This window comes from Bacteroides sp. 1001136B_160425_E2 (assembly GCF_015559655.1).
Classification (GTDB): Bacteria; Bacteroidota; Bacteroidia; order Bacteroidales; family Bacteroidaceae; genus Bacteroides; species Bacteroides luhongzhouii.
The window spans coordinates 25,431-47,905 of record NZ_JADMQH010000007.1; the positions used below are offsets into that span (position 1 = coordinate 25,431).

12 protein-coding genes are annotated in these 22,475 nt (G+C 40.1%); all 12 read right to left on the reverse strand.

The window, feature by feature from the left end:
- Window positions 1-11: 11 nt before the first annotated feature.
- Window positions 12-3,173 carry a SusC/RagA family TonB-linked outer membrane protein gene (locus I2I04_RS08385; RefSeq protein ID WP_195654788.1) on the reverse strand — a complete coding sequence of 1,054 codons (3,162 nt, stop codon included), beginning with the start codon at window positions 3,171-3,173 and terminating at the stop codon, window positions 12-14.
- Window positions 3,174-3,216: 43 nt separating this feature from the next.
- A complete protein-coding gene (locus I2I04_RS08390) occupies window positions 3,217-4,416 on the reverse strand; it encodes a glycoside hydrolase family 76 protein (RefSeq protein WP_195654789.1) in 1,200 nt (399 codons plus the stop codon).
- Window positions 4,417-4,831: 415 nt separating this feature from the next.
- The gene (locus I2I04_RS08395) at window positions 4,832-6,757 is read right to left on the reverse strand and encodes a DEAD/DEAH box helicase (protein ID WP_195654790.1); all 1,926 of its coding nucleotides are present in this window, start codon (window positions 6,755-6,757) and stop codon (window positions 4,832-4,834) included.
- A gap of 114 nt (window positions 6,758-6,871) precedes the next feature.
- A complete protein-coding gene (locus I2I04_RS08400) occupies window positions 6,872-7,939 on the reverse strand; it encodes a tyrosine-protein phosphatase (protein WP_143256663.1) in 1,068 nt (355 codons plus the stop codon).
- Between the two features lie 162 nt (window positions 7,940-8,101).
- Window positions 8,102-9,571 (reverse strand): glycoside hydrolase family 125 protein, encoded by a 1,470-nt coding sequence (locus I2I04_RS08405; RefSeq protein WP_143256664.1) that lies wholly within the window; start codon window positions 9,569-9,571, stop codon window positions 8,102-8,104.
- Between the two features lie 38 nt (window positions 9,572-9,609).
- Window positions 9,610-10,770 carry a glycoside hydrolase family 76 protein gene (locus tag I2I04_RS08410; RefSeq protein WP_143256665.1) on the reverse strand — a complete coding sequence of 387 codons (1,161 nt, stop codon included), beginning with the start codon at window positions 10,768-10,770 and terminating at the stop codon, window positions 9,610-9,612.
- Between the two features lie 22 nt (window positions 10,771-10,792).
- Window positions 10,793-12,298, reverse strand: coding sequence for a sulfatase family protein (locus I2I04_RS08415; RefSeq protein ID WP_195654791.1), 1,506 nt, complete (start codon window positions 12,296-12,298; stop codon window positions 10,793-10,795).
- A 9-nt stretch (window positions 12,299-12,307) separates the two neighbouring features.
- A complete protein-coding gene (locus I2I04_RS08420; RefSeq protein ID WP_195654792.1) occupies window positions 12,308-13,696 on the reverse strand; it encodes a sulfatase-like hydrolase/transferase in 1,389 nt (462 codons plus the stop codon).
- Window positions 13,697-13,740: 44 nt separating this feature from the next.
- Window positions 13,741-15,249: a sulfatase-like hydrolase/transferase gene (locus I2I04_RS08425; RefSeq protein ID WP_195654793.1), complete on the reverse strand. Its 1,509-nt coding sequence runs from the start codon at window positions 15,247-15,249 to the stop codon at window positions 13,741-13,743.
- Window positions 15,250-15,363: 114 nt separating this feature from the next.
- A complete protein-coding gene (locus I2I04_RS08430) occupies window positions 15,364-17,031 on the reverse strand; it encodes a hypothetical protein (protein WP_229126956.1) in 1,668 nt (555 codons plus the stop codon).
- A 32-nt stretch (window positions 17,032-17,063) separates the two neighbouring features.
- The gene (locus I2I04_RS08435) at window positions 17,064-18,929 is read right to left on the reverse strand and encodes a RagB/SusD family nutrient uptake outer membrane protein (protein ID WP_229126957.1); all 1,866 of its coding nucleotides are present in this window, start codon (window positions 18,927-18,929) and stop codon (window positions 17,064-17,066) included.
- A 9-nt stretch (window positions 18,930-18,938) separates the two neighbouring features.
- The gene (locus tag I2I04_RS08440) at window positions 18,939-22,094 is read right to left on the reverse strand and encodes a SusC/RagA family TonB-linked outer membrane protein (RefSeq protein WP_195654795.1); all 3,156 of its coding nucleotides are present in this window, start codon (window positions 22,092-22,094) and stop codon (window positions 18,939-18,941) included.
- Between the last annotated feature and the right edge of the window lie 381 nt (window positions 22,095-22,475).

Consider the following 22,475-nt stretch of genomic DNA (forward strand, 5'->3'; position numbering starts at 1 on the left):
GATTTTTTATATTAGAAATTTAACTGTACTCCAAAGTTGAATGTACGCTGCATCGGATAGGAGTTCCAATTTAGTTCCGGATCCCAAAGTTTGAATGGACTCCATACAGCCAGATTATCACCACTAATATAAACACGGCAATGCGGGAAGGAATAACCGAGTTCCAGTGTCTTAAAGCGGATAAAGTTACCATTATGCATCCAGAAACTACTCTTTTGTGTGTTGTTGTCAGTATGAGCTTTTGTTAATCCTAATCTTGGATATGCAGCATTTGGATTCGGATTGCTTTCTGACCAGTAATCATCAGCTATGATTTTCAACATATTATTGTTCTTTTCACCAAATGGGGTCATACCGTTAGCCATAATTGTGCGTTTGGCTGAACCATTGAAGAATACACCGAAATCAAATCCTTTATATGTCATGTTTAAGCCCAAGCCATATTGGATACGAGGCAGCCCACCATAAGCGGATAACATCACCTGGTCATCAACGGTAATAATGCCATCGCCATTAACATCCCGATACTTGATATCCCCCGGTTTAACTTGGCTTCCAAGTCCTGTTTGGTCAGGCCAATTGTCTATTTCTTCTTGATTTAGGAAAAGTCCTTCGGAAATGTATCCTTCTGTTATACTCAAAGGACGACCTGTCTTTTTTCTCCATACAGCATCATAGTTTGGTTCGTCGTAATAAATATATTTGTTTTTGTTGTATGTAAGATTAGCGCGTAAATCAACAAATAAGTCTTTGGCAACTTCATTACGCCAGTTTACACTTACTTCAACTCCTTTATTGTCTACCTTGCCGATGTTACTCCACGGAGCCATGCCATAATAACCGGCTTGTATTGGCCATGAACCACGTTTTTGTAGAATTTTAGAACGACGGTCATAGAAATAGTCAAATGTAATATTCAGTTGATTAAATAATTCCAGATCGACTCCAATGTCTAGTTTGTTAACACGTTCCCAACAAGCATTTTCTACTGCTAGAGTTGAGAATCCGGGCCCAGGCAAAGTGATTTCACCATCAAATCCGGTTTTGTAACCACTTCCATTGAGAACTACCGTATTCAGATAAAGGAAATGTCCAGCACCAGAGTCCAGGTCATCGCTACCTACAATACCGTAAGAACCACGAATCTTGAAATAATTTACATAATTTTCTAATGGTTTCCAGAAATCTTCACCACTGACTACCCAACCTAATGACATGGCTGGAAAGAATTCAAAACGTTCGCCTTTTTTCAGACGTTCAGAGCCATTATAACCAAAGTTGAACTCTGCAAGATATTTGTGGTTATAATCATAAGTAAAACGGCCGGAAAGTCCTTGCAAACGATTGGGTAATACACCTGAGCGGTTTTCACGCTGCATATACATTAACATTCCGGATACGGAGTGTTTCTCGAAATTGCGATTGTAGTCGATACGTGCGTCAAAGTAAAAAGTATTATTGGAGCTATATCCGTTATCTTTTTCTGTAATATAATCGGTACCGGAAGTTCCTAGGCGTTCCAATACGTACGCATTTGGATTATCTTGATTCCATGTGTCAAATTTCATTTGATAATAATATGGATCGATACTACGAGTATAATTGGTTGATGACCAATTCTTGAAATTTATCAATGCAGTCACTTTCAATCCTTTAGTGATAAAGTCAAGATTCTGCTCAATATTCATTACTGTATTCAATGTGTTGTAGTTTTCTTCCTTGAAAGAACTTAGCATTTTGGCATAAGGATTGGTATACAGGCTATTACCTGATAAGGATGCGTTACCAAAACGGATATGTGTATCGTCTGGTTGTGCTGGGTAAGTAGCGGGAAATACAATCGGATTTACTTCGTAAGCAGAATAGAATAGGTCACTTACTGAATAATTAGGTCCTTTTAATTTTCCGATCTGAGCATTCATCTTTAAGCCGATCTTGGTTGTAGAAGTCAGTTTGTAGGTGAGGTTGTTCTGGAAAATATAGTTCCATCGGTTGATGTTGTTATCATATGAATAGGTCTTGGGGATATCTAACATTCCGGTGTCATGATTGGTTTGTAGACTCATGTAGTAAGTGATTTTGGAACCACCGCCACTTATGTTGATATTGGCGCGTTGATTCCACGTTGCATCTTTAAACATGATTTTTTGCCAATCTACATCTGGGTAGCGGTAAGGGAATTTATGGCTGCGTGTCATTTCTATATCTTCTGGTGAATATCGTGGAGATACATCACGTGCCGATGCAGCCTCATTGTACATCTCCATCCAAGTAGCGCCATCTACATATTCAAGCATCTTTTGAGGTTGCTGTAAGGATGCCTCTACTGATACATTAATTTTGGTACGTTGATTGATTTCACCGTCTTTAGTCGTAACCAACATTACGCCGTTGGCGCCACGTGCGCCGTAAATAGCAGTGGCAGAGGCATCTTTTAACAGTGAAAAACTTTCGATAGATTCGGCAGGAAGGCGGTCTAAATCGGCCGAAGAGATCTCTACACCATCGAGTAAGATAAGTGGAGTGGTACGTCCACCAAATGTTCCTACACCACGGATATAAAACTCGGAAGTAGCTCCTGGTTCGCCACTGTTAGTTCTTGAAATAACTCCTGCTAGTTTACCGGCAATATTGTTTGTTAACGAAGAACTGGGTGCTTTTAATATTTGTCCTTGTACAGATGTTATGGCTCCTGTTACAGAAACTTTCTTTTGTACACCTGCACCTACAATGACTACTTCATTCAACATTTCATTATCAGACTTCATGCGGATATTAACAAAACCTTGGTCTGTAATGTACATTGTCTGCTTCTTGTAACCAATATAACTGATCTCCAACGTACCTCCTTTTTCATTAATTGGAATAGAGAAACGTCCTTCTGCATCAGTAATGACACCGGTCTTACTACCTTTTATTACTACATTAGCACCGATAATAGGACTATCATCAGTGTCGTCAACAATAACTCCTGTGAGGGTACGGTTTTTACCCTTTTGTTGGACTTCCATAAACTCTTCTTCAAGATGTGAAGTTATTGAATTGGTAGTTGCCGTTTGATTGGTTATTTCCTCACGTTCATTGGCTGCCGTAGTATAGACTGGCCAAATCAATAAACAAAGTAGTGGGTATTTCAACCACCATACTCTGTTGATAAAACGATTGTTTTCCATGTTTAATTAAAATTAGATTATTTAAGCGGTATGTATTAATTTATTATTCAATAGCAGCGAGACGGGCGTACATTTCTACTATGGCTGCTTGTGTCAATAGCCATTTTCTATTGTCCTGAGAGTTCCCGGTGAAATCTGTATTGAACAGTCCTTTTTCATCTCGCGCATGTTCCCAAGCATACTCCAGACTCTTATTGAAGGAATTTAAATAAGTTTTATCATGATCTATCTGATACAGTTCGATAAATCCTCTCAGCATGACCGCTGTGAACCATGCATCTCCTTTTTTTATCATTTTGAATGTATCGGTATGCTTCGGTGTATAGTTCATGAAGAAATAGTTGTGACACCCTTTAGCAATGTTTTGGGCATCGGTAAGATATTCTTTTTTTCCGGTAAGCTGATAAAGTAGGGTGGCGGATTGCATCATTTGTCCGCTATTGTAGGCGAACTTAGCCTTACCTATTTTCCCATTCAGGGAGATGTTGTCGAAGTATAAATAATCGGTAGAGTCCTGCAACTGGGCTTTGGTCCAGTTGTATAGTTGTTCTCCTTTGTTCAGATATGAATTAATTTGAGTAGCCTGAAAGAGTTTCAAGGCGAAGACTGAACCGGGAGCATTTGAACAAGTATTTTTAGATTCTTTCTTTTGTTCACACCAGTAAATACCTCCACCTAATTTATCGTCAATACCACTTTCTATAAATTTCCAGATGATTTCTGCTTTACGCAGATATTTATCTTCTTTGGTCATTAGATAGGTATCAATGAAGTCGATACCCAACCAGATATTATCATCATAGAAACGATCCGATTGTGATGCGGTATTGATGTATGAAGCATAAGCTTCGGGTGCTCTTTGGGTATCGAAATATTCTTCCAGCCCTACCAGAACTTTATTATTAAGTAATGATTGATAAGTGGTGTCCTGTGTGGCTAGGAACAATGCATTTACAGCAGAAAAGGTACCGGAATAAGGCCACAAATAAGAATATTGGTTGGGCATATTCTTTTGCATTTCAGACGCAAGGTACGTTGCGGTGTATTCGGTGATATTGGGAGGATAATTTTCTCGTAATAGATGTGTGCCTGGTACGGAGTAATTGGAATATAAGGAATCCAATGTTTGTTTTGCTCGTGTCAAAGCTAGTTCATTCCCCACTATAACCTGTTTTGGGGTATCACAACTTGTTATTGTTATTACACATATAAGAAAATTTAAAAGTACTTGTTTTGAACCCATGGCATTTATTTAAAAATTATAGTATGTTTATTGTTAATTTTTAACAGGTAGTAATATTGAGATAAAACTACCTGTTTCTTGTTTCCTGTTTTGAAATCTTTTTACTAATATCCTGCTGTCCATGAAATCTTATTTCACTAATGAGTGAGATCTATTTTTTGCATACAAAATTACAGAGAAACCTAAAAAAAAGTATATGATTTCATGACATTAATGTATTTCTGTGGATATGTGACATAAATAGAGATAAATATGTCACAAAAATAGATACTTCCTCTTTCATATGTTTGGAACAATTTGGTAAATACCTATGCAAAAAGAGCACTCTTTTTAAAAAAGGAGTACTCTTTTGAAGAAAAGAACTATTCTTTCGAAAGGGACTGTTTATGTGTTACTTTTGTTAATTTGAAAAAACTTATTTCTTGTTTTTTCTACGTGCCCATCCTTCCTCGCTGAAATCAGGCTCTTTGTCTTTGAAAAATTCTTGCCAGTCATCTTTTTTTTTCGGACCACGGGCATCAGAATATCCTCGTTCTGCACGACTGGGTTTATCTTTTTTAGTCGATTTAGCACCTTTTGCCGAAGTGTCTTTCGGTTTTCTATCTTTGTTTTCATAACGTGGTGCGCGTTCATCACTTTTGCCGCCAAATCGTTTACCTCCCTTGCGCTCATTAGAACTGTTTTCGCGTCCTTTTCCGCTTTCTTCACCGGCTATTTCAATAACTACCTTACGTCCGTTCCATTTAGCCTTGTTCAGTGCTTTAATTACATTGGTCGCTTCCTTTTCAGGTACTTCGAAGAAAGAATAGTTCTGCATCAGGTCAATGCGTCCTAATTCGATGCGTCCTCTTGTATTGCTGTTCAACAGTCCGATAAGGTCACTTGGAAAGAAGCTGTCCGTTTTACCCAGATTGATAAATAAGCGGTTGAAGCCTGGAGCAGCTTTTCGGCTTCTTTTTTCGAAACCAGCCTCTTTACGATCACCTCGTCCGGCACGTTCTGCACGGATATCGGTTGGCTGTTCTATTTCAGGACGGTTGCGGTAATATTCTGCAAAACGGTTGAATTCGTGAGAAACCATTCGTTTAATCAAGTCCTCTTTGTTTAACCATTCCAGTTTACGATAGATTTCCGGCATAAAGTCGGCAATCTCTTCTTCGTTCACTTTCACTTTTTCGAGATCATCAATTACCTTAATCAGCTGTTTCTGACAGATACCTGCTGCTGTCGGCATTTCTCCGACAATGAATTTCTTACTGATAATCCGTTCGATTTCTCTCATCTTTCCCTTTTCGCGGAGGTTGATGATGGCAATGGAAGTTCCGGTTTTTCCGGCACGTCCTGTACGTCCGCTACGATGCGTATAACTTTCTGTATCATCGGGCAATCCGTAATTGATGACATGTGTCAGATCGTCTACGTCAAGTCCACGGGCAGCTACGTCAGTTGCAACGAGCAGTTGTAGATTACGGATGCGGAATTTCTGCATAACGGCATCCCGTTGTGCTTGGGAAAGTTCACCATGCAAAGAATCGGCATTGTAACCTTCCTGCATCAATTTATCTGCAATTTCTTGAGTCTCTTTACGGGTACGGCAGAAAATGATACCGTATATTTGTGGGTAGTAATCGACGATACGTTTTAAAGCTTCATATTTATCTTTAGCCTGTACAGTATAAACAACGTGTTTAACGTTATTGGTACTCTCGTTCTTACGGCCAATAGTGATTTCTTTCGCGTTACGTAAGTAGTTCTTGGAGATACGTGCGATTTCCGGGCTCATTGTTGCAGAAAACAGTAGTGTGTTACGTTCCTGCGGCACATCAGCCAGGATGGCATTGATACTCTCTGTGAATCCCATATTAAGCATTTCGTCCGCTTCATCCATTACAACGTTGTGGATGGTAGATAAAGATACGGTTTTGCGCTCCATCAGGTCGAGCAAACGTCCCGGTGTGGCAACGATGATATGTACACCTCGTTTCAGGCTGCGTATCTGGCTATCAATGGAAGAACCACCATATACAGGCAACACTTTTAATCCATCAATATATTTGGAATAGTCGTTCAGATCTCCTGCTATCTGGAGACAAAGCTCACGGGTAGGGCAGAGGATAAGCGATTGTGGAATTCTGTTTTTTACGTCAATCTGTTGGAGCAAGGGCAAACCGAATGCGGCTGTTTTACCTGTTCCTGTCTGTGCAAGAGCTACTACATCATTATTTTCTCCTAAAAGGTACGGAATCACTTCTTCTTGTACCGGCATGGGATTCTCGTATCCCATTTCTTCAATTGCTCTACGTATCTCCGGAGAAACGCCAAGCTCTTCAAATGTCTTCATTAAATCTCTGTATATCTTTTATTTCGTCTGCAAAGATAGTTAATTTAGTTGATAATGAATGGTTGATAACGGATAATTATTGTAGACGTCATCGTATTTATCATTTATCAACAATCAATTATCAGTTAATAGAATGCTGTGTAACCGTTTTATATCTTCTGTAGAAAGTCCGATTCCTTTTTTCAGATAAGTTTGTATACTCCCATATTCAGATTCAATCTGTTCCTTTGCGGCATTCAGGAAATCTTCTTTAGCCGAGTAAATGGTAGTGATTGCCTCTTGAGAGTTGACAGGTAATTTATATGCGTATTTAGAGGCTTTGGGAATATTGAAATAATCGTTACTCAAACGATAATCTTCCATTATCACATCTTCATTGACGCCGAGAGCGGCGAGTAGGAGTGCGGAAACAACTCCTGTACGTCCTTTCCCGGATGTACAATGTATGACAACCGGATAATTGCTACGGTCGAGAAGAACGGTGAACAACTCTTTGAATTCCTTTTGGTAGTTTATAACTAATTCCCGGTTCATTCGTTCTACCAGACGGTAGATGGTATCAGTTTTTATTTTTTCTTCCCGAATACCTTGCAGAATTTTCTCCATGTTCCCTGTGAGGATGGGGATATGTACGATTTTAAACTTGTCATCATGTAGTTGCGGATAGTGGTGGCGTTCATTTTCAGAACGTAAGTCTATAATTGTTCGTATTCCCATATTTTTAAGCTCTTGACGGGAACAGGGAGGAATACTGTCTATTTGTGCGGAACGGTATATCATTCCCCAACGAAGAGATTTTCCGGTGTCAGCAGATTCGTATCCTCCTAAGTCGCGGAAGTTCTGTACACCAGGGATATTGATGTTGCGGGTAGCTACTTTGATCCGGTATTTGTTGTTAAACACCATCAAGTAGTAATAACGTTGGGATGGATCGTTGGTTACGATTGTCATTTTACCACTGGAGATGTTAGCCATTGCAATGGGAGAATCTTCCGGAATAATTTCCGGAGAAGTAGAGGTGTATACTTTTACCTGTCCTTTTAATATCGGTGCCGTTTCCCATTTGATAATACAGTTCCCTATATTATTTTCCTCACATACCACAGATATAGCAGGTGATGTGCCGGAGCACGACGGGAGCACTAATAAAACAGTAAGCCAGCTTAACAGGTTTTTATACATAGTTTCTTTGTCTTGAATCGTATACTGCAAAGATAAGAATTACCCGAAGATGTGATAATTCCTTTGCGATAATTAGCCAAAGTTAATAGTAATTTACGCGTTAAAAAAGGGCGCATCTTCCGGTGGAAGAGCGCCCTGAATGAGAAGTTGCTTGAATCAACTTTATTGAATACTGTTTAATAAATCCGTTTTTCCTTCATTGATTAACTTTAGAATAAGTTCGCCAAATAAGGTATTTTGCCATGCGAACCAAGCGCGGGTGAAATTATTGGGGTCATCTTTGTGAAAAGATTCATGCATAAAGCCTGTCCCTGCATCCGTATTGATCAGCATTTTTACACAATCCTTGATCTCCTGATCGTCCTGGCTGGTAAATGCTTTCATCATGATGCTCATTGGCCATACCATATCATAACCGATGTGAGGCCCGCCAATACCTTCTCCTGCTTTTCCCTTGAAGAAATAAGGGTTGTCTTTGCTCCATACAAAACGGCGTGTATTTTGATAGATAGGATCGTTGATTTCTACATCACCAAGATAAGGCATTGCCAGCAAGCTTGGTACATTAGCGTCATCCATTAAGAAATGATTTCCGAAGCCATCTACCTCAAAGGCGTAAATTGTACCATATTTAGGGTGATTATAAGTCGCATATTTTTTTAGTGCAGCTTCTACTTCTTTTGCCAGATCTGTGCATTCTTTTGCCAGTTCTGCATTTTGATTTACAGCATTTAGAATTTCAGCAGCTTTCTTTAGCGAAGAAACAGCGAAGAAATTGGAAGGGATAAGAAATTGCAAGGTTGTAGCATCGTCAGATGGGCGGAAAGCTGAAACAATAAGTCCGACAGGATTTACCGGAGCACCTAGGCCATTATTGTTCAATGTATCGAGTGCACGTTCTGTTTTGCGTTGAAATTTATAAGGCCCCACTCCTTCTTTGCGTTGCTGTTCCTTAAAAGTAGTCAGGATGTTGGTGATGGCTTGTATCCATTCACTGTCGAAAATACTTGCGTCACCGGTTTCTTTCCAATATTGGTAGGCCAGACGTAGTGGATAACATAGAGAATCTATTTCCCATTTTCTTTCATGTAATTCAGGTTTCATGTCGGTCAGGTCGGACATCCATTCCCCTCCGACAGCTCCGTCATTAAAAGCATTAGCGTATGGATCAATATTGATACATTTAAATTGTCTGCGGATTACTCCTTCAAGCATTTTCTTTAACTCCGGATCTCTATTGGCCAGTTGTACATAAGGCCAAACCTGTGCTCCCGAGTCGCGTAGCCACATGGCATGAATATCGCCTGTATAAACAAAAGTATCAGGCTTACCGTCTGTTGTACGATAATGGACCGTTGTTTCAAGGGTATTGGGAAAACAATTCTCGAACATCCATGCCAATTTTTGATTAGTAAGTAACTTTTTTACCCTGATAATTTCTGCTTCCACGGCTTTTGATGTAAAAAGACGTTTGCTTACAGGTGGACGGTTACTTTTATAAGCGGCAATTTCAGCTGCCTGATTGACTACATTGGTATGATCTTTAGCAAGAATGAGCTCTGTAGCGTTCGCATGACTTCCCATTAATAGGGTGGTTGTAATAATACATATTCCGATGTTTCTTTTCTTCATCTTTACAGTGTTTTTGAGAGGGTTATTAAAAGTGGTTATTATAAATTGATTCCGGCTAATCTGCCATACATTTCTACAAAAGCAGCTTGTGTCAAAAGCCATTTTTTCTCATTTTTATCTGCTCCGCTCCAATCTGTTTGGAAGAGTCCCCGTTCATCCCTGGCATATTGCCATGCATAATCAAGGCTTTTTTGGAAGTCGGCTAGATAGGTCTTATTATGATCAGTTTGATAAAGCTCTATAAATCCTCTTAGCATGACTGCTGTGAACCAGATATTTCCTTTTTTCAGTAATTGAAATGTTTGTCCGTTTGGAGAGGTGAAATGAGTGAAAAAGTGCTTGTGACATGCTTCGGCTATATTTTGAGCATCTTCCAAATAGTTTTTCTGTTTTGTTATTTGGTAGAGTAGGGCGGCAGCTTGCATCATTTGACCACTATTATAGGCGAATTTGGCACGCCCGATTTTCTTATTGAGTGCAATGTTGTCAAAGTATAAATGATCTTTTGGATCTTCTAAATTCTTTTTAGTCCATTCGTATAACTCTTTCCCTTGTTTCAGATAGATGCTGTCTTGAGTTGCCTGAAATAGCTTGAGAGCAAAAACGGCTCCAGGTGCATTTGAGCAAGTGTTTTTGGACTCTTTTTTTTGTTCACACCAGTAGATTCCTCCTCCAAGCACTTCGTCTTTACCGCTAAGAATAAACTCCCATATCAGTTCGGCTTTTTCCAGATAGGCTTGTTTTTTAGTCATACGATAAGAATCGGTAAAATCAATGCCTAGCCAAACGTTGTCATCATAAAAACGATCGGAGAGAGGTTGATTACTGATATAGGATGAGTAAGCGAATGGTTCTCTTCGTGTGTCGAAATACTCTTCCAATCCGGGGAGTACTTTATTTTCCAGAAGTTTCTTGTATTTTTTGTTTCCGGTGCTTTCCAGTAATGCGTTTACTGCAGAGAATGTACCCGAATATGGCCAAAGATAAGAATATTCATTATGCCTTTTTGCTTGTTCTTCTGACGCCAGATAAGTTGCTTTGGTGTTCTGGTCAGAAGGATAATTTTCGCGCAGCAAACAAGTATTGGGTGCTGCATAATATTTGTAGAGGGCATCCAAAGTTTGTTGGGCTCTTTCTGCGTTAGGACTGGTTGTTGATAGAGTCAATGCACAGAAAATGTTCACTAGTAAGTAATGCATGGTTTTGTTGTTTTATAAATGATTATTGCATAAAAATATTTATCTGTTTCCAATCGTTCTCAGTATCGTTTGCTACTTCTGCTCCTGGTGTAGAACGTCCTTCTTTCACGTACTTTCTAATAAGCTGTGTCATTTCTTTTACTTCTTGCTCATAGCATTTATCGTGAATAATATTTTCTTTCTCCGATGGATCTTCTTTAAGATTAAATAGTTGCATTGGAGGTAATTGTGCTAGATCTGCGGGTTTATTAGGGTATCCCCATCCGCCTGAACCTCCATTGAATACTAGTTTAAGTTGTGGTGTACGCAGAGACAGATATCCTTTTCCTGATTCATAAACAAGGTCTTTGCGGTTAGAAGCCCCTTGCTTACTTAGTATAGGCCATATACTGTAACTATCTACAGCTTCTTCATCTTTTAGTTTGTGATTGACCATTTGTGCGAAAGTTGCATAGAAGTCGGTAAGAGAGACAAGAGAATTATTTGTTTCGTTGGAGAATTTTCCTTTCCAAGATACTATTAGGGGAATTCTATGTCCTCCTTCGTAAATATCAGTTTTATAACCTCTGTAAATATAACTTGGAAAATGTCCTTGTTTTTCCATCTCTTTTACACCAACATAAGGTGCACAACCATTATCAGATGTAAAGATCACGATGGTATTATCTAGTTGACCATTTTTTTGTAGTGCTTTTATAATTTGTTGTATCATATCGTCTATCATTACAACAAAATCACCATAATCCCCTATTGTAGTTTTCCCTTTATATTCATTTGCAGGTAATACCGGTGTATGAGGAGCTGTGATGGGCAAATACAAGAAAAAGGGTTTCTTGCTGTTTTTTTGTTTGCTGATATAGTTTATGCTGTGACGGATGATATTGGGCAGGCAATCTTGTGGATCAAAGTCAGCTCCTGCCACTCCCCCATGCATCAGTTTAAGTCCTTTTTGAGGTTCGATTATATGATTAGGAAGAGCAGTCACTTTGTTATTTTCTACATAGACATAAGGTGCTATGTCAAGAGAAGAAGGTATGCCGTAAAAATAGTCGAATCCCCTGTCTGTAGGACCATTTTTGATAGGGAGTGAAAAATCTACATCTTTTTTATTCTGGGCATTTTGAGGATATCCCCAGTCCCAGCCCAGATGCCATTTACCAATACAAGCAGTGTTATAACCATTTTCAGATAACATTTGGGCTATTGTTCGACGATCAGGGGTAATCATGGCAGGAGAGTATCCGTCAAGCACTCCTTCTTTTAATTTAGTACGCCATGGATATCTTCCGGTGAGAATGGAATATCGTGAAGGTGTTGACAAAGCGGAGGAGGAATGTGCATCCGTAAAAGTAATCCCATCTTGAGTCAGATTATCAATGTTGGGAGTGGAAATCTTAGATTCTGGGTTGAATGCTGAGATATCTCCATAACCTAAATCATCTGCTAATATAAATATTATATTGGGAGATTGGGCGTTGATGGCAGTTGTTGTAAATAATGCCGATGAGAGTGTTATTAGTTTATTCATATAATTTTTTTAGTATGAGTGTAATATCTGGTCTAATCCCATGTCTTTAGGAGTTTCTAATAAAGGAAATTCTGGTAATATGCACATAGGCACTGCAGGATCTCCCACTTTCCAAGCTGGTATAGTTAAGAAGAGCTTTTCTAGCTTTTTTCTTGACTTTTCCGCTTCTACACTTCCTCTACCCTTTTTGATCGGATTTGTTTCCTCGGGATCGTTTATCGTGTCATAAAAATTGCCATCAGAATAGAGTTTATATCGTACATCTCTGAAAAATTGTTTTGCATTTTTACTTCCTGATGTGCCGAATCTCGAATCGTAATGGCAGAACACCCATTCGCGAGCCTTACCTTTCTTCCCCTTTATTTGAGGTAAAAAGCTTTGTCCGTCTATATCCCATTCTTTAGGCACTTTAGTATTCATGGCTTCGGCAAAAGTAGGCATAAAATCGGTAAAATCTATCATATCTGTACATTCATGTTCTGTATAGACACTCTTTCCCCAGTAAACTATCATGGGTACACGTACTCCGGTGTCGCTTGTCAGTCCCTTTCCACCCCTCACTACCGATCCATCTTTCATGGTTGTTCTAATTTTACGATTTGTTCCGTTATCTCCTATAAAAATGATAATGGTATTGCTCAATAAGTTCAAATTTTCCAACTTGTTGAATATCATGCCCACGTTTTTGTCTACATGTTCTACCATCTTTGGAAAATTGGCGTTATTGCGTACCTCGCGCATGGAGGGGGCTTCCCATACGTCACTTTGTGGAGTGGGGTAAAATGGGTCGTGCACCAGTACCATAGGATAATACACGAAGAAAGGTTTAGCTTTGTTTTCTTCAATAAAGTCGGTCACATATTGAGCGAATATATCCGGTCCATATTCATCGTTTGAATAAAGTTTTATACCTCCATCTTGTTCTATTAATGGAGCAGCATATCTTTCTTTTATCATCCTGTCATAGCTTAACTGCCAAAGGCAATAGCGATCAAAACCAAAATGATGAGGTAAGTTTTTGTTTCTGCCTAATTGCCATTTGCCGGCTATCATAGTAGTATATCCGGCATCTTTTGCCAAATGGGCAAAGGTTTTTTCCGTTTGATTCAAGTGTCCAAAGCGTGAGTAATTCTTATTGTTGTATTTACCTGTCATTAGTTGTACACGTGATGGTGTGCTTAGGGGTTGGGAGAAACAATTGTCGAATCTCACTCCTATTTCCGAAAGTCTGTCAAGGTTTGGGGTGTGATAGGTACTACCGTAACATCCTAAACATTCGCGCCCCATATCATCGGCTAAGATTAACACGATATTAGGCTGACTGTTGGTTGTTTGAGCCATCAGTGCCGAAGGAACTATTGCGAGACATTCCCATAAGAGACAATTAATTGCTTTCATTTGTCGATATTTTGAGATATTAATATTTTAACTTTAGAATTCTGCTATTGCATGAAAATTTCGATTTGCTCCCAGCTATTGCCTGTATCATTCGCGCTCTTCTTTCCGGGTGTGGAACGTCCTTCTTCTACATACTTCCTGATTAGTTGTGTCATTTCTTCTACATTTTTCTTATAACGTTTGTCACCGATGAGATTCTTTGTTTCCGACGGATCTTTCTCCAGATCGAAAAGTTGCATACTAGGCAACTGGGCAAGTTCGGCAGGCTTGTTCGGATAACCCCATCCGCCTGAACCACCGTGGAATACTAGCTTCAATTTGGGAGTGCGCAGAGAAAGGTATCCTTTGCCCGATGCATAAATAAGGTTCTTACGCGCAGACGTCCCTTCTTTGTTTAGTATTGGCCATATACTATAACTATCCTCTGCTTCTTTATCCTTTAGCCGATAGTTCATCATTTGGGCAAAGGTAGCGTAAAAGTCGGCAAGTGAGACCAGTGATCCATTGATTTCGTTTGCATATTTTCCCTTCCAGGATACGATGAGCGGTATACGGTGTCCACCTTCGTAAATATCATTTTTATAACCTCTGTAAATGTAACTTGGGTGATGTCCTTTCTCTTCCATTTCTTTAACACCTATATAAGGAGCGCATCCGTTATCCGATGTAAAGATGATGATGGTATTTTCCAGTTGGTTGTTTTTCTTTAATGTTTCCACAATTTGTTGCACCATGTCATCTATCATGACTACGAAATCGCCATAATCTCCTATAATTGTTTGACCTTTATATTTCTCTGCCGGTAATACGGGCGTATGTGGTGCGGTGATGGGGAGATAGAGGAAGAACGGTTTCTGACTGTTGCGTTGTTTGTCGATATAATCCACGCTGTGGCGTATGATATTAGGCAGGCAGTCTTGCGGCTCAAAATCGGCGCCTGCTGCTCCGTTGCGTATCAGTTTGATTCCTTTCTGTGGACCGATGGTACGGTTGGGAAGAGCGGTCACTTTGTTGTTTTCTATATAAACGTGTGGAGCTGTGCCCAGCGATGCTGGTATGCCGTAGAAATAGTCAAATCCTCTCTCTGTAGGTCCGTTTTTGATGGGTTGTGAGAAGTCTACATCTTTCTGCTTTCTCTGACTATTTTGTATGTATGCCCAGTCCCAACCAAGATGCCATTTCCCGATGCAGGCAGTGCTGTAGCCGTTTTCAGAAAACATTTGGGCAATTGTCCGGCGGTCGGGAGTAATCATGGCTGGAGAGAACCCATTCAGCACTCCACTTTTCATGGTTGTCCGCCAAGGATACCTTCCGGTGATAATGGAGTAGCGCGAGGGAGTGGAGAGTGCGGAAGATGAATGGGCATCCGTAAAGGAAATTCCGGAGTGTGTCAAGTTATCGATGTTCGGAGTATGGATTTTGGATTCCGGATTGAATGCCGAAATGTCCCCATAGCCTAAATCATCTGCTAATATAAATATCACATTGGGCGATTGCGCCTTTATGGCAGTTGCCGCAAGGAGTGCGGATGAGATTGTTATTAGTTTGTTCATCACTTTTGATTAGATCTTTTTGTGAATTCTATATCTTTATCAATTAGTCTATGTGAGTCCAATGAATTTTCAGAGTAATATAACGTGAAAAATCATTGAACTCACATTTGTGGTTTATTCTTGTACTATAACATTTATAGGACAGGTGAATCCATTCTCAAATTTGGGGGTTGCCGTGCCTGAGTTAGGCAGTGAATCGAATATGAAAGTGAATGTTCCCGCTTTATTTAATAAGGTACTTGCATCCGCATTGAAATCGACATACGATATGAAGTACTTTTCATTTAATTTTGGATCTTCAAAGAAATGAACGGTCTCATTACTTTTCTTGTTGGCTGTTCCAGCTCCAATTTTGGATTTGTTACCGGCTACTTTTACAACATCTGGTGTGTAGAATCCTCTAAACCAGTTGTTCTTACTGTCATCATGCGCTTTGAAGTTATAGCCTGTTGGTGCTGTAACCCCTTCTGACTTGTATGTTGCAAACCAAATGCGCAAAGCAATATTACCTCCAAGTGCCTCTCCTTTGGTTAGAATTTTCGTTTGCTGGTTACTTTTGTATACCAATTCTCCTCGTACTGCTTTTACGGGATTACTTTCTGTAGGTTCCCAATCTTCATTGAAGGTCGGTATGTCAGTATCAGTAGTAAGGTTTGGATTGACAACAAATCCGGACACCGGATTTTCAGTAATTGTAAATTCAAAAGGCACCCATCCTGTTTCTCCTGTGACAGGATGTTTGGGAAAATACTGCACGATGTCATTACCGGCATCTGTATTTGCATACTTGATGTATATCTTATAGTTACCAGGCTTTTCGATATAAGACTTGGGCGTTGAAGCACTGATAGTCCAAGATGCGGATGACATGGGACGTGTGCGGTTTCCGCCATAGAGTATATCAGATGTGTTTTCGTCCCACATGCCTACAGAAATTGGTTTTGAGTTTGTCCCATGAAAGAATATGTCATTTTCTCCCCAAACGTGGCTTAGAGTGCCGTCTTTTAATGTAAAAGCTTCGGGGTATTGTTCGATGTTTTCTTGGGTGGGAGTAAATAAGGTAAGTGCTTTTACGCCATTTTCTTCGGTAAAACTGGGGCGAATGGCATTATTGGCAATCATAATGGAATTGTAACGTAGGTTAGCAACACAGTTGTATGTAAGTCCTGCTGTTTTGATTTCTGTGGAGGGACTGGACATTCGCGCATACCAAAATATTTGTTCGTTTTGTGCTCCGGGCACTGGGGCAGATTGATTTACCCAGTTAATTTCTCCACCGAGAAGAACAAAAGGTTTCTCACTGGTAGGAATGAGTTCACGTGCAGGACGTTGAGTACCCTCAGCCCAAACTGGAATTGTTTTAGTAACAGTAGTGCCAATTTTTTCTCCATTTTCAAAAATATCAAATGAGATGGGTACCGCCCCGTCTTGCGTTGGGGTTCCGCTTATTGGGAAATAAGCATATTGTTTATCTCCCTGAAAGGAGAGTTGTACCTCTCCGTCTTCTATTTTCAATCCGGTTTCGGATGACCGATCAACAAACTTGACGAGTAGTTTCCGGCCAAACCCGTTGACGAACGGGATACCCAAGCGGTCACCCGGTTCGTTTTCATCACCGGCAAAAGCGGGGGTGCCTTTAGCCAGGAATCCGTCTACATAAATGGTTGATTCTTGTACGTTCAACCCCTTTTCTTGTACAATATATTCCATTCCGGGGTGTTCGCAAGAACAGAACAGACCTGAAATAAACAATATGGATAGTAATGCGGTAATCTTATTCATAATCATGTTTCCTTTCGTTTATATAACATTTGTTATCTTGCACCATAATTCTGTGTCAGCTTAGGATTGGAACGTATCTCTTGTGACGGAATAGGAAATAAGGTACAGTATTGGTCAATCTCAAATTTTTCGCTCTTCATATAGTAGTTGTTCACATTAGGAGAGCTGTTGGAAGTATAAGCATTATAGAAGTTGGTGAAATGTTGGTTCATTACTTCTACTGCTTTCCCTGAGCGTACGAGATCGAACCAGCGGTGTCCTTCGAACGCCAATTCCAATGTTCGTTCGTCATAGATTGCTTGATAAACCTTTTCCGGAGTATCTAGAACCCATTCTTTATTAGAGTCTCCAGACGCAAGGTACGGAACAATACCGGCCCTTTCCCGTACAAGGTTGATTGTATTATTCAAAACGCTTTGTGATAGAACTCCGTCACTTATATGTGCTTCCGCTTCTGCCAATAACAGCAGTACGTCCGCAAAACGGAGGATATACCAATTGTCATCAGAATCATTTACTTTATATTCTGATGAACCCATGTATTTGCCGCACATCCACTGGTCGTCTGCGCTAAAGCCTTTGACAGAAGTCCGGAAAGAGGTACCAGTATAAGGGTCGTAAGGATATGCGACGTTTTGTGTATAATCTTTGTTCTCATTAACCGGAAGATAAGAAACACCGTCTGTGTCTAATTTGATATTACCATTGCTGATGCGTGTATCGGTGTAGATAACATCATCGAATTTGCGTACTTCGTATTGATAATCGGGATACATGGAATCCCATTTCTTTGCCATGTCCATAAAATATCCGGTCGGTGCGCATGCGCCATTTCCTTGATTTGAAATGGGAGATGGGATATATCCGTTTGAGTTGGCTTTATTGCGGGGTGCATAAGATGCGGGTGAGAAAAGAGTGTAGAACGGGCTGCCCAATCCTTCTGCCTGACCTGTTTTGTATTCCACTTCCCATATAGATTCGCTTGAATGTTTGTTTGTGGGCTTGAATAATTCACTGAAATTCGGGTACAATTCGTATCCTCCATTGTTTATCACATCTTCTAGATAATACTTGGCGGCTTCGTATTGCGTAGTGGTCGTTTCCGGATAAAATACGGTAATGTTTGGATTGGCAGATATATCTTTCCATGCTTCTACGTTGGGGTAAGCAGCTTCTGTGATGTCGTTCGGCATGGATAGAAGTACTTTTCCCAGTAAAGCTTCTGCCGCATATTTGTTAACTCTTCCTGTTGGAGTTTTCTCTCCGCTATTTGTTGAGCGATAAAGATTGTTAGATTCGATGGCGGTGGTCAAATCAGTGAGAATCCGTATATACACCTCTTCTGTTGATGCACGCAGATGACCTCTGGAATCGGTGTATTCTTGCGGGATATCCATAATGATGGGTACTCCGCCGTAAGCGCGAACTAAGTTGAAATAGAAAAGGGCACGTAGTACTTCGGCCTCTGCAATGTACTTCTGAACAGCTTCATCATTCCCGAAAAGTTCTTTTCCTTTTTCGATGACCGTGTTGGCTCTTATGATTCCTTTGTAGTGATGAGCCCAATAGTTTTGGTTTCCGCTGTTGTTGGCAGATATGGTAAATTTTTCAATTTCATGTCGGAAAGTATTGGCATAATAATTGGTCTGATTTGGGAATGCGACATCCGAACGCACATCACCGAAGAGATAGATGCTGGCCGAATACAGTCCGTTGTCTCTCAAAGAAGAGTAAGTTGAATACAATGCTGAACGTATATCATCAGGTGACTTGTAGAAATTCTTACCCGTTAAAGTGGTTTCCGGCTCAATGTCTAGAAAACCGGTACAAGCGGACATACAGGTAGTAACCAATGCCATTGTAAATATATTCTTCAAATTTTTCATATTCTTTTTCATGCTTTTGATTTATAATGTAACTTTCAGTCCCATGGTGAAATTTCTGGATAAAGGATATCCGGTACGGTCGATGCCCGGTGCGGTAGCCGAACGGAATGTGTTGGCTTCGGGGTTCATACCGGTATATTGGGTGAAAGTATGCAAGTTGTCGATATTGAAACTTAGTACTAATCCGTTTAAAAAGGTTTTTCGAAGCATTTTTTTGTCGAATGTGTACGAAAGCTGGATATTACGGATAGACAGATAAGAACCATCTTCGAGATATCGGTTGGTAAATTTGCTCATTTCCGTGGTTGGACGTACATCATTGGAGGTGTAAGTACGGTCTGCTAAACCATTACCCGGTGATTCGGGCGAACGCCATCTGTCTACTACTTTGATGGAAAGGTTGCTATTGTTGTTTCCGCGGAGTGTTTCACGTAATGTATAGTTGTAAATCTGATTTCCGTATTGTCCGTTCAACTGAAAACTAAATGAAAAGTTTTTGTATGAGAATGTGTTGACCATACCGGCATTGAAACGCGGATAAGGATTTCCTATAATAGTACGGTCATTGTCATCATAAAGTCCGTCACCGTTGAGATCATACCATTTACAGTCTCCCGGACGAACGTTCGGGTCGAAAGCCAGTCCCGAATAGGGGTCGTTCCGCAGTGCTTGAATCTCCTCCATTGACTGATAGATACCACCGAATACATTTCCGTAGAACATACCTATCGGATAGCCTACTTTCGTGATGTTTGATTCTGCTACTCCATCAGTGATGGCTTCAGAATCGAGTCCTAGTGCCAATACCTTGTTTCGGTTGGCAGAGATGTTGAACGTAGTTGTCCATTTGAATTTGCCGGTCAGGTTGCGTGATACGATATTGAACTCGATACCCTTATTCTCAACGGAACCGACGTTTTGTAGCATACGTGAAACTCCTAAAGTGCTTGGAACGATTGTATTGAGAAGCATATCGGAGGTGATAGATTTGTATAAATCAAGTTGCATGAATATTCGGTTGTGGAAAAGCCCTATATCTATACCTAAGTTTGTCTGTTTGGACACTTCCCATTTCAAATCTGGATTAGCGATGTTCGATGGAGCCCAGCCACTTACAACAGACCCGTCTACTATATACGATTGCTGTGACATTTTGGTCTCATAGTTGTAGTCTCCGATAGCATTGTTGCCGGATAACCCGAAGCTACCTCGCAATTTGAGTTCACTAAGTACTTTCCTGAGTGGTTTCATGAACTTTTCTTCCGTCATGGCCCATCCTGCAGAAATGGAGGGGAAATAACCATATTTGTTGTTCTTTCCGAAGCGGCTTGAACCATCTGCACGGAATACTCCTTGAACCATATATTTTCTTTTGTAGTCGTAGGTCAGTCGGGCTATGTAGGATAGCATACGGTCTTCAGTCTTATTATAAGATCCTCCGTTGACTACACCTCCGTTGATGGAAGGGAGAGACTCTGTTGCAAAATGATAGGCGGATGTGTAGAGCTTGTTGAGCTGGTTGCTTTGTATAGTCATACCTCCTACGGCACTGATATTATGGTCTCCGAACTCTTTCTGATAGGTCAGTATGTTTTCGTTAATCCACATGAGCTTGCGGGTCATTGTGGTGGAAGCTTCAGAGTCAGTACGGTTTTTGCCAATGGAAGCCGGATACCATATTGAGTTTTCGGATGACATGATATCGATAGCCAATGATGGTTTGAACGTTAATCCCTTGGCCAACTTTAATTCGAAGTTAAGACCGCCAACAATGCGATTTTGACTCGTTTCGTTTTTGTATTCGTGAGCGATTCTGACTGGGTTGTCTTGATTGTCAGCCAATGGTGAATCGGTAAGAGTGGGGAATGCGCCGGTTTCGGGATCTCTTGAATCGGTTGCCTTAGTCGGTGCCAGGTTGTACTCTAATGTGGAGAAATATTCTCCATTCGGGAGTTTGACCGGGAAAAAGGGATACATGGAAATTGCGGTTCGGATTACGCTGTTCGAGCCTTCTCCACCTTCTCTGGTCTTTTTCTGGTTAATAAACGTAGGAGCAAAGTTGACAGTTACTTTGGCCCATTTATTTAATTCGATGTCGAAGTTGGAACGGAAAGCAAATCTTTTCATTCCGGTACATATCAGAATACCTTCCTGGTCGAAGTATTCTCCGGAGATTCGATAGCGCATATTTTTACTTCCTCCTGCGATAGACAGATTGTATTTCTGCTGAATGGCATTTTGGAAGATGGCATCTTGCCAGTCTGTGTTGAGGTTTTCGTCGAAAGGAAAATAATCCTGGCTCTGGTTTGTTGTGTAACGGAATCTTTCATTCAGATTCTTATCTTTATAATATTCCAGCAATTGGGCTGTGTTCATCAATTCAAACTTATGTTGTATTTGTGCTATGGTGGTTGCGGCATTGATAGTTACTGTCGGTTTGGCACTTTCACCGCGTTTGGTCGTGATAAGTATTACACCATTAGCACCACGCGAGCCATATACAGCGGTTGAGGCGGCATCTTTCAGAATCTGAATGTTGGATACATCATCAGGATTGACTGCTGACAGGCCGCCTTCCATCGGTATTCCGTCGACAATGTATAAAGGTTCCGAGCCAGCAGTAACGGTACCGATACCACGAACCTCTACATTAATATCACCACCGGGAGTTGCATCGGAAGTCTGTATACGAACTCCGGGCACTAAACCCGAGATGGTCTGTTCGATGGAAGAACCTACATATCCAGATAATTCTTCGGATTTGATGGAGGTCATGGCAGACGTTATTGTTCTTTTGGTCTGCGTTCCATAGCCAATGACTACAGTTTCATCCAACATATAGCCGTCTTCAATCATGACTACCTTAATAAGTCTCTTTGGATCTTTGATTGTGATCTCTTGTTTTTGAAATCCGATAAACGAAAATTCAAGAATTGGATTTTTACCTTTCGTTTGAATTTTGAAAGTGCCATCAATAGTAGTGGTGGTCCCATAATTGGAATTTTGGCAAAGGACATTCACACCGGGTATAGGCTGTCCTTGCTCGTCAACAACAGTTCCTGTTGCAAATGTTCGGGCATTCTGGGCGTATGTATTTCCATCTGTATATGAAGAAACTGCAAATATGGAAAATACAATAATTAGAAAAAGAATGCGGATAGAAATAATATTTCTCATATAGTAATAAATTTAGTTATGCCACAAAAATACAATCAATATACTAATTTTTTATAGGATGTAAAGCCGCCAAAGAGAATTTGTAAAACAGTATAATATGTAATATGTTGAATAGTAGTCGTTTATGTGTAGTGGGCGATGGGGAAAATGTAATAGGTCTGTGAACTGTTTATAGTTGAGGAAGGTGTTGAATATGGAGATATCGGATTTTATATTCATTTTTACCATAACTACATAAATTGTCTTTATTTGCAATGTATTCATTTGATATATAGAACTTTGTCTGTAGGTAGACTTACTTTTATCTTAAAATGGAACCAGATGTGGCTCAATGGTATTAGCATTTCGTATATTTGCATAAATATAAAAGTATTTGTTTTC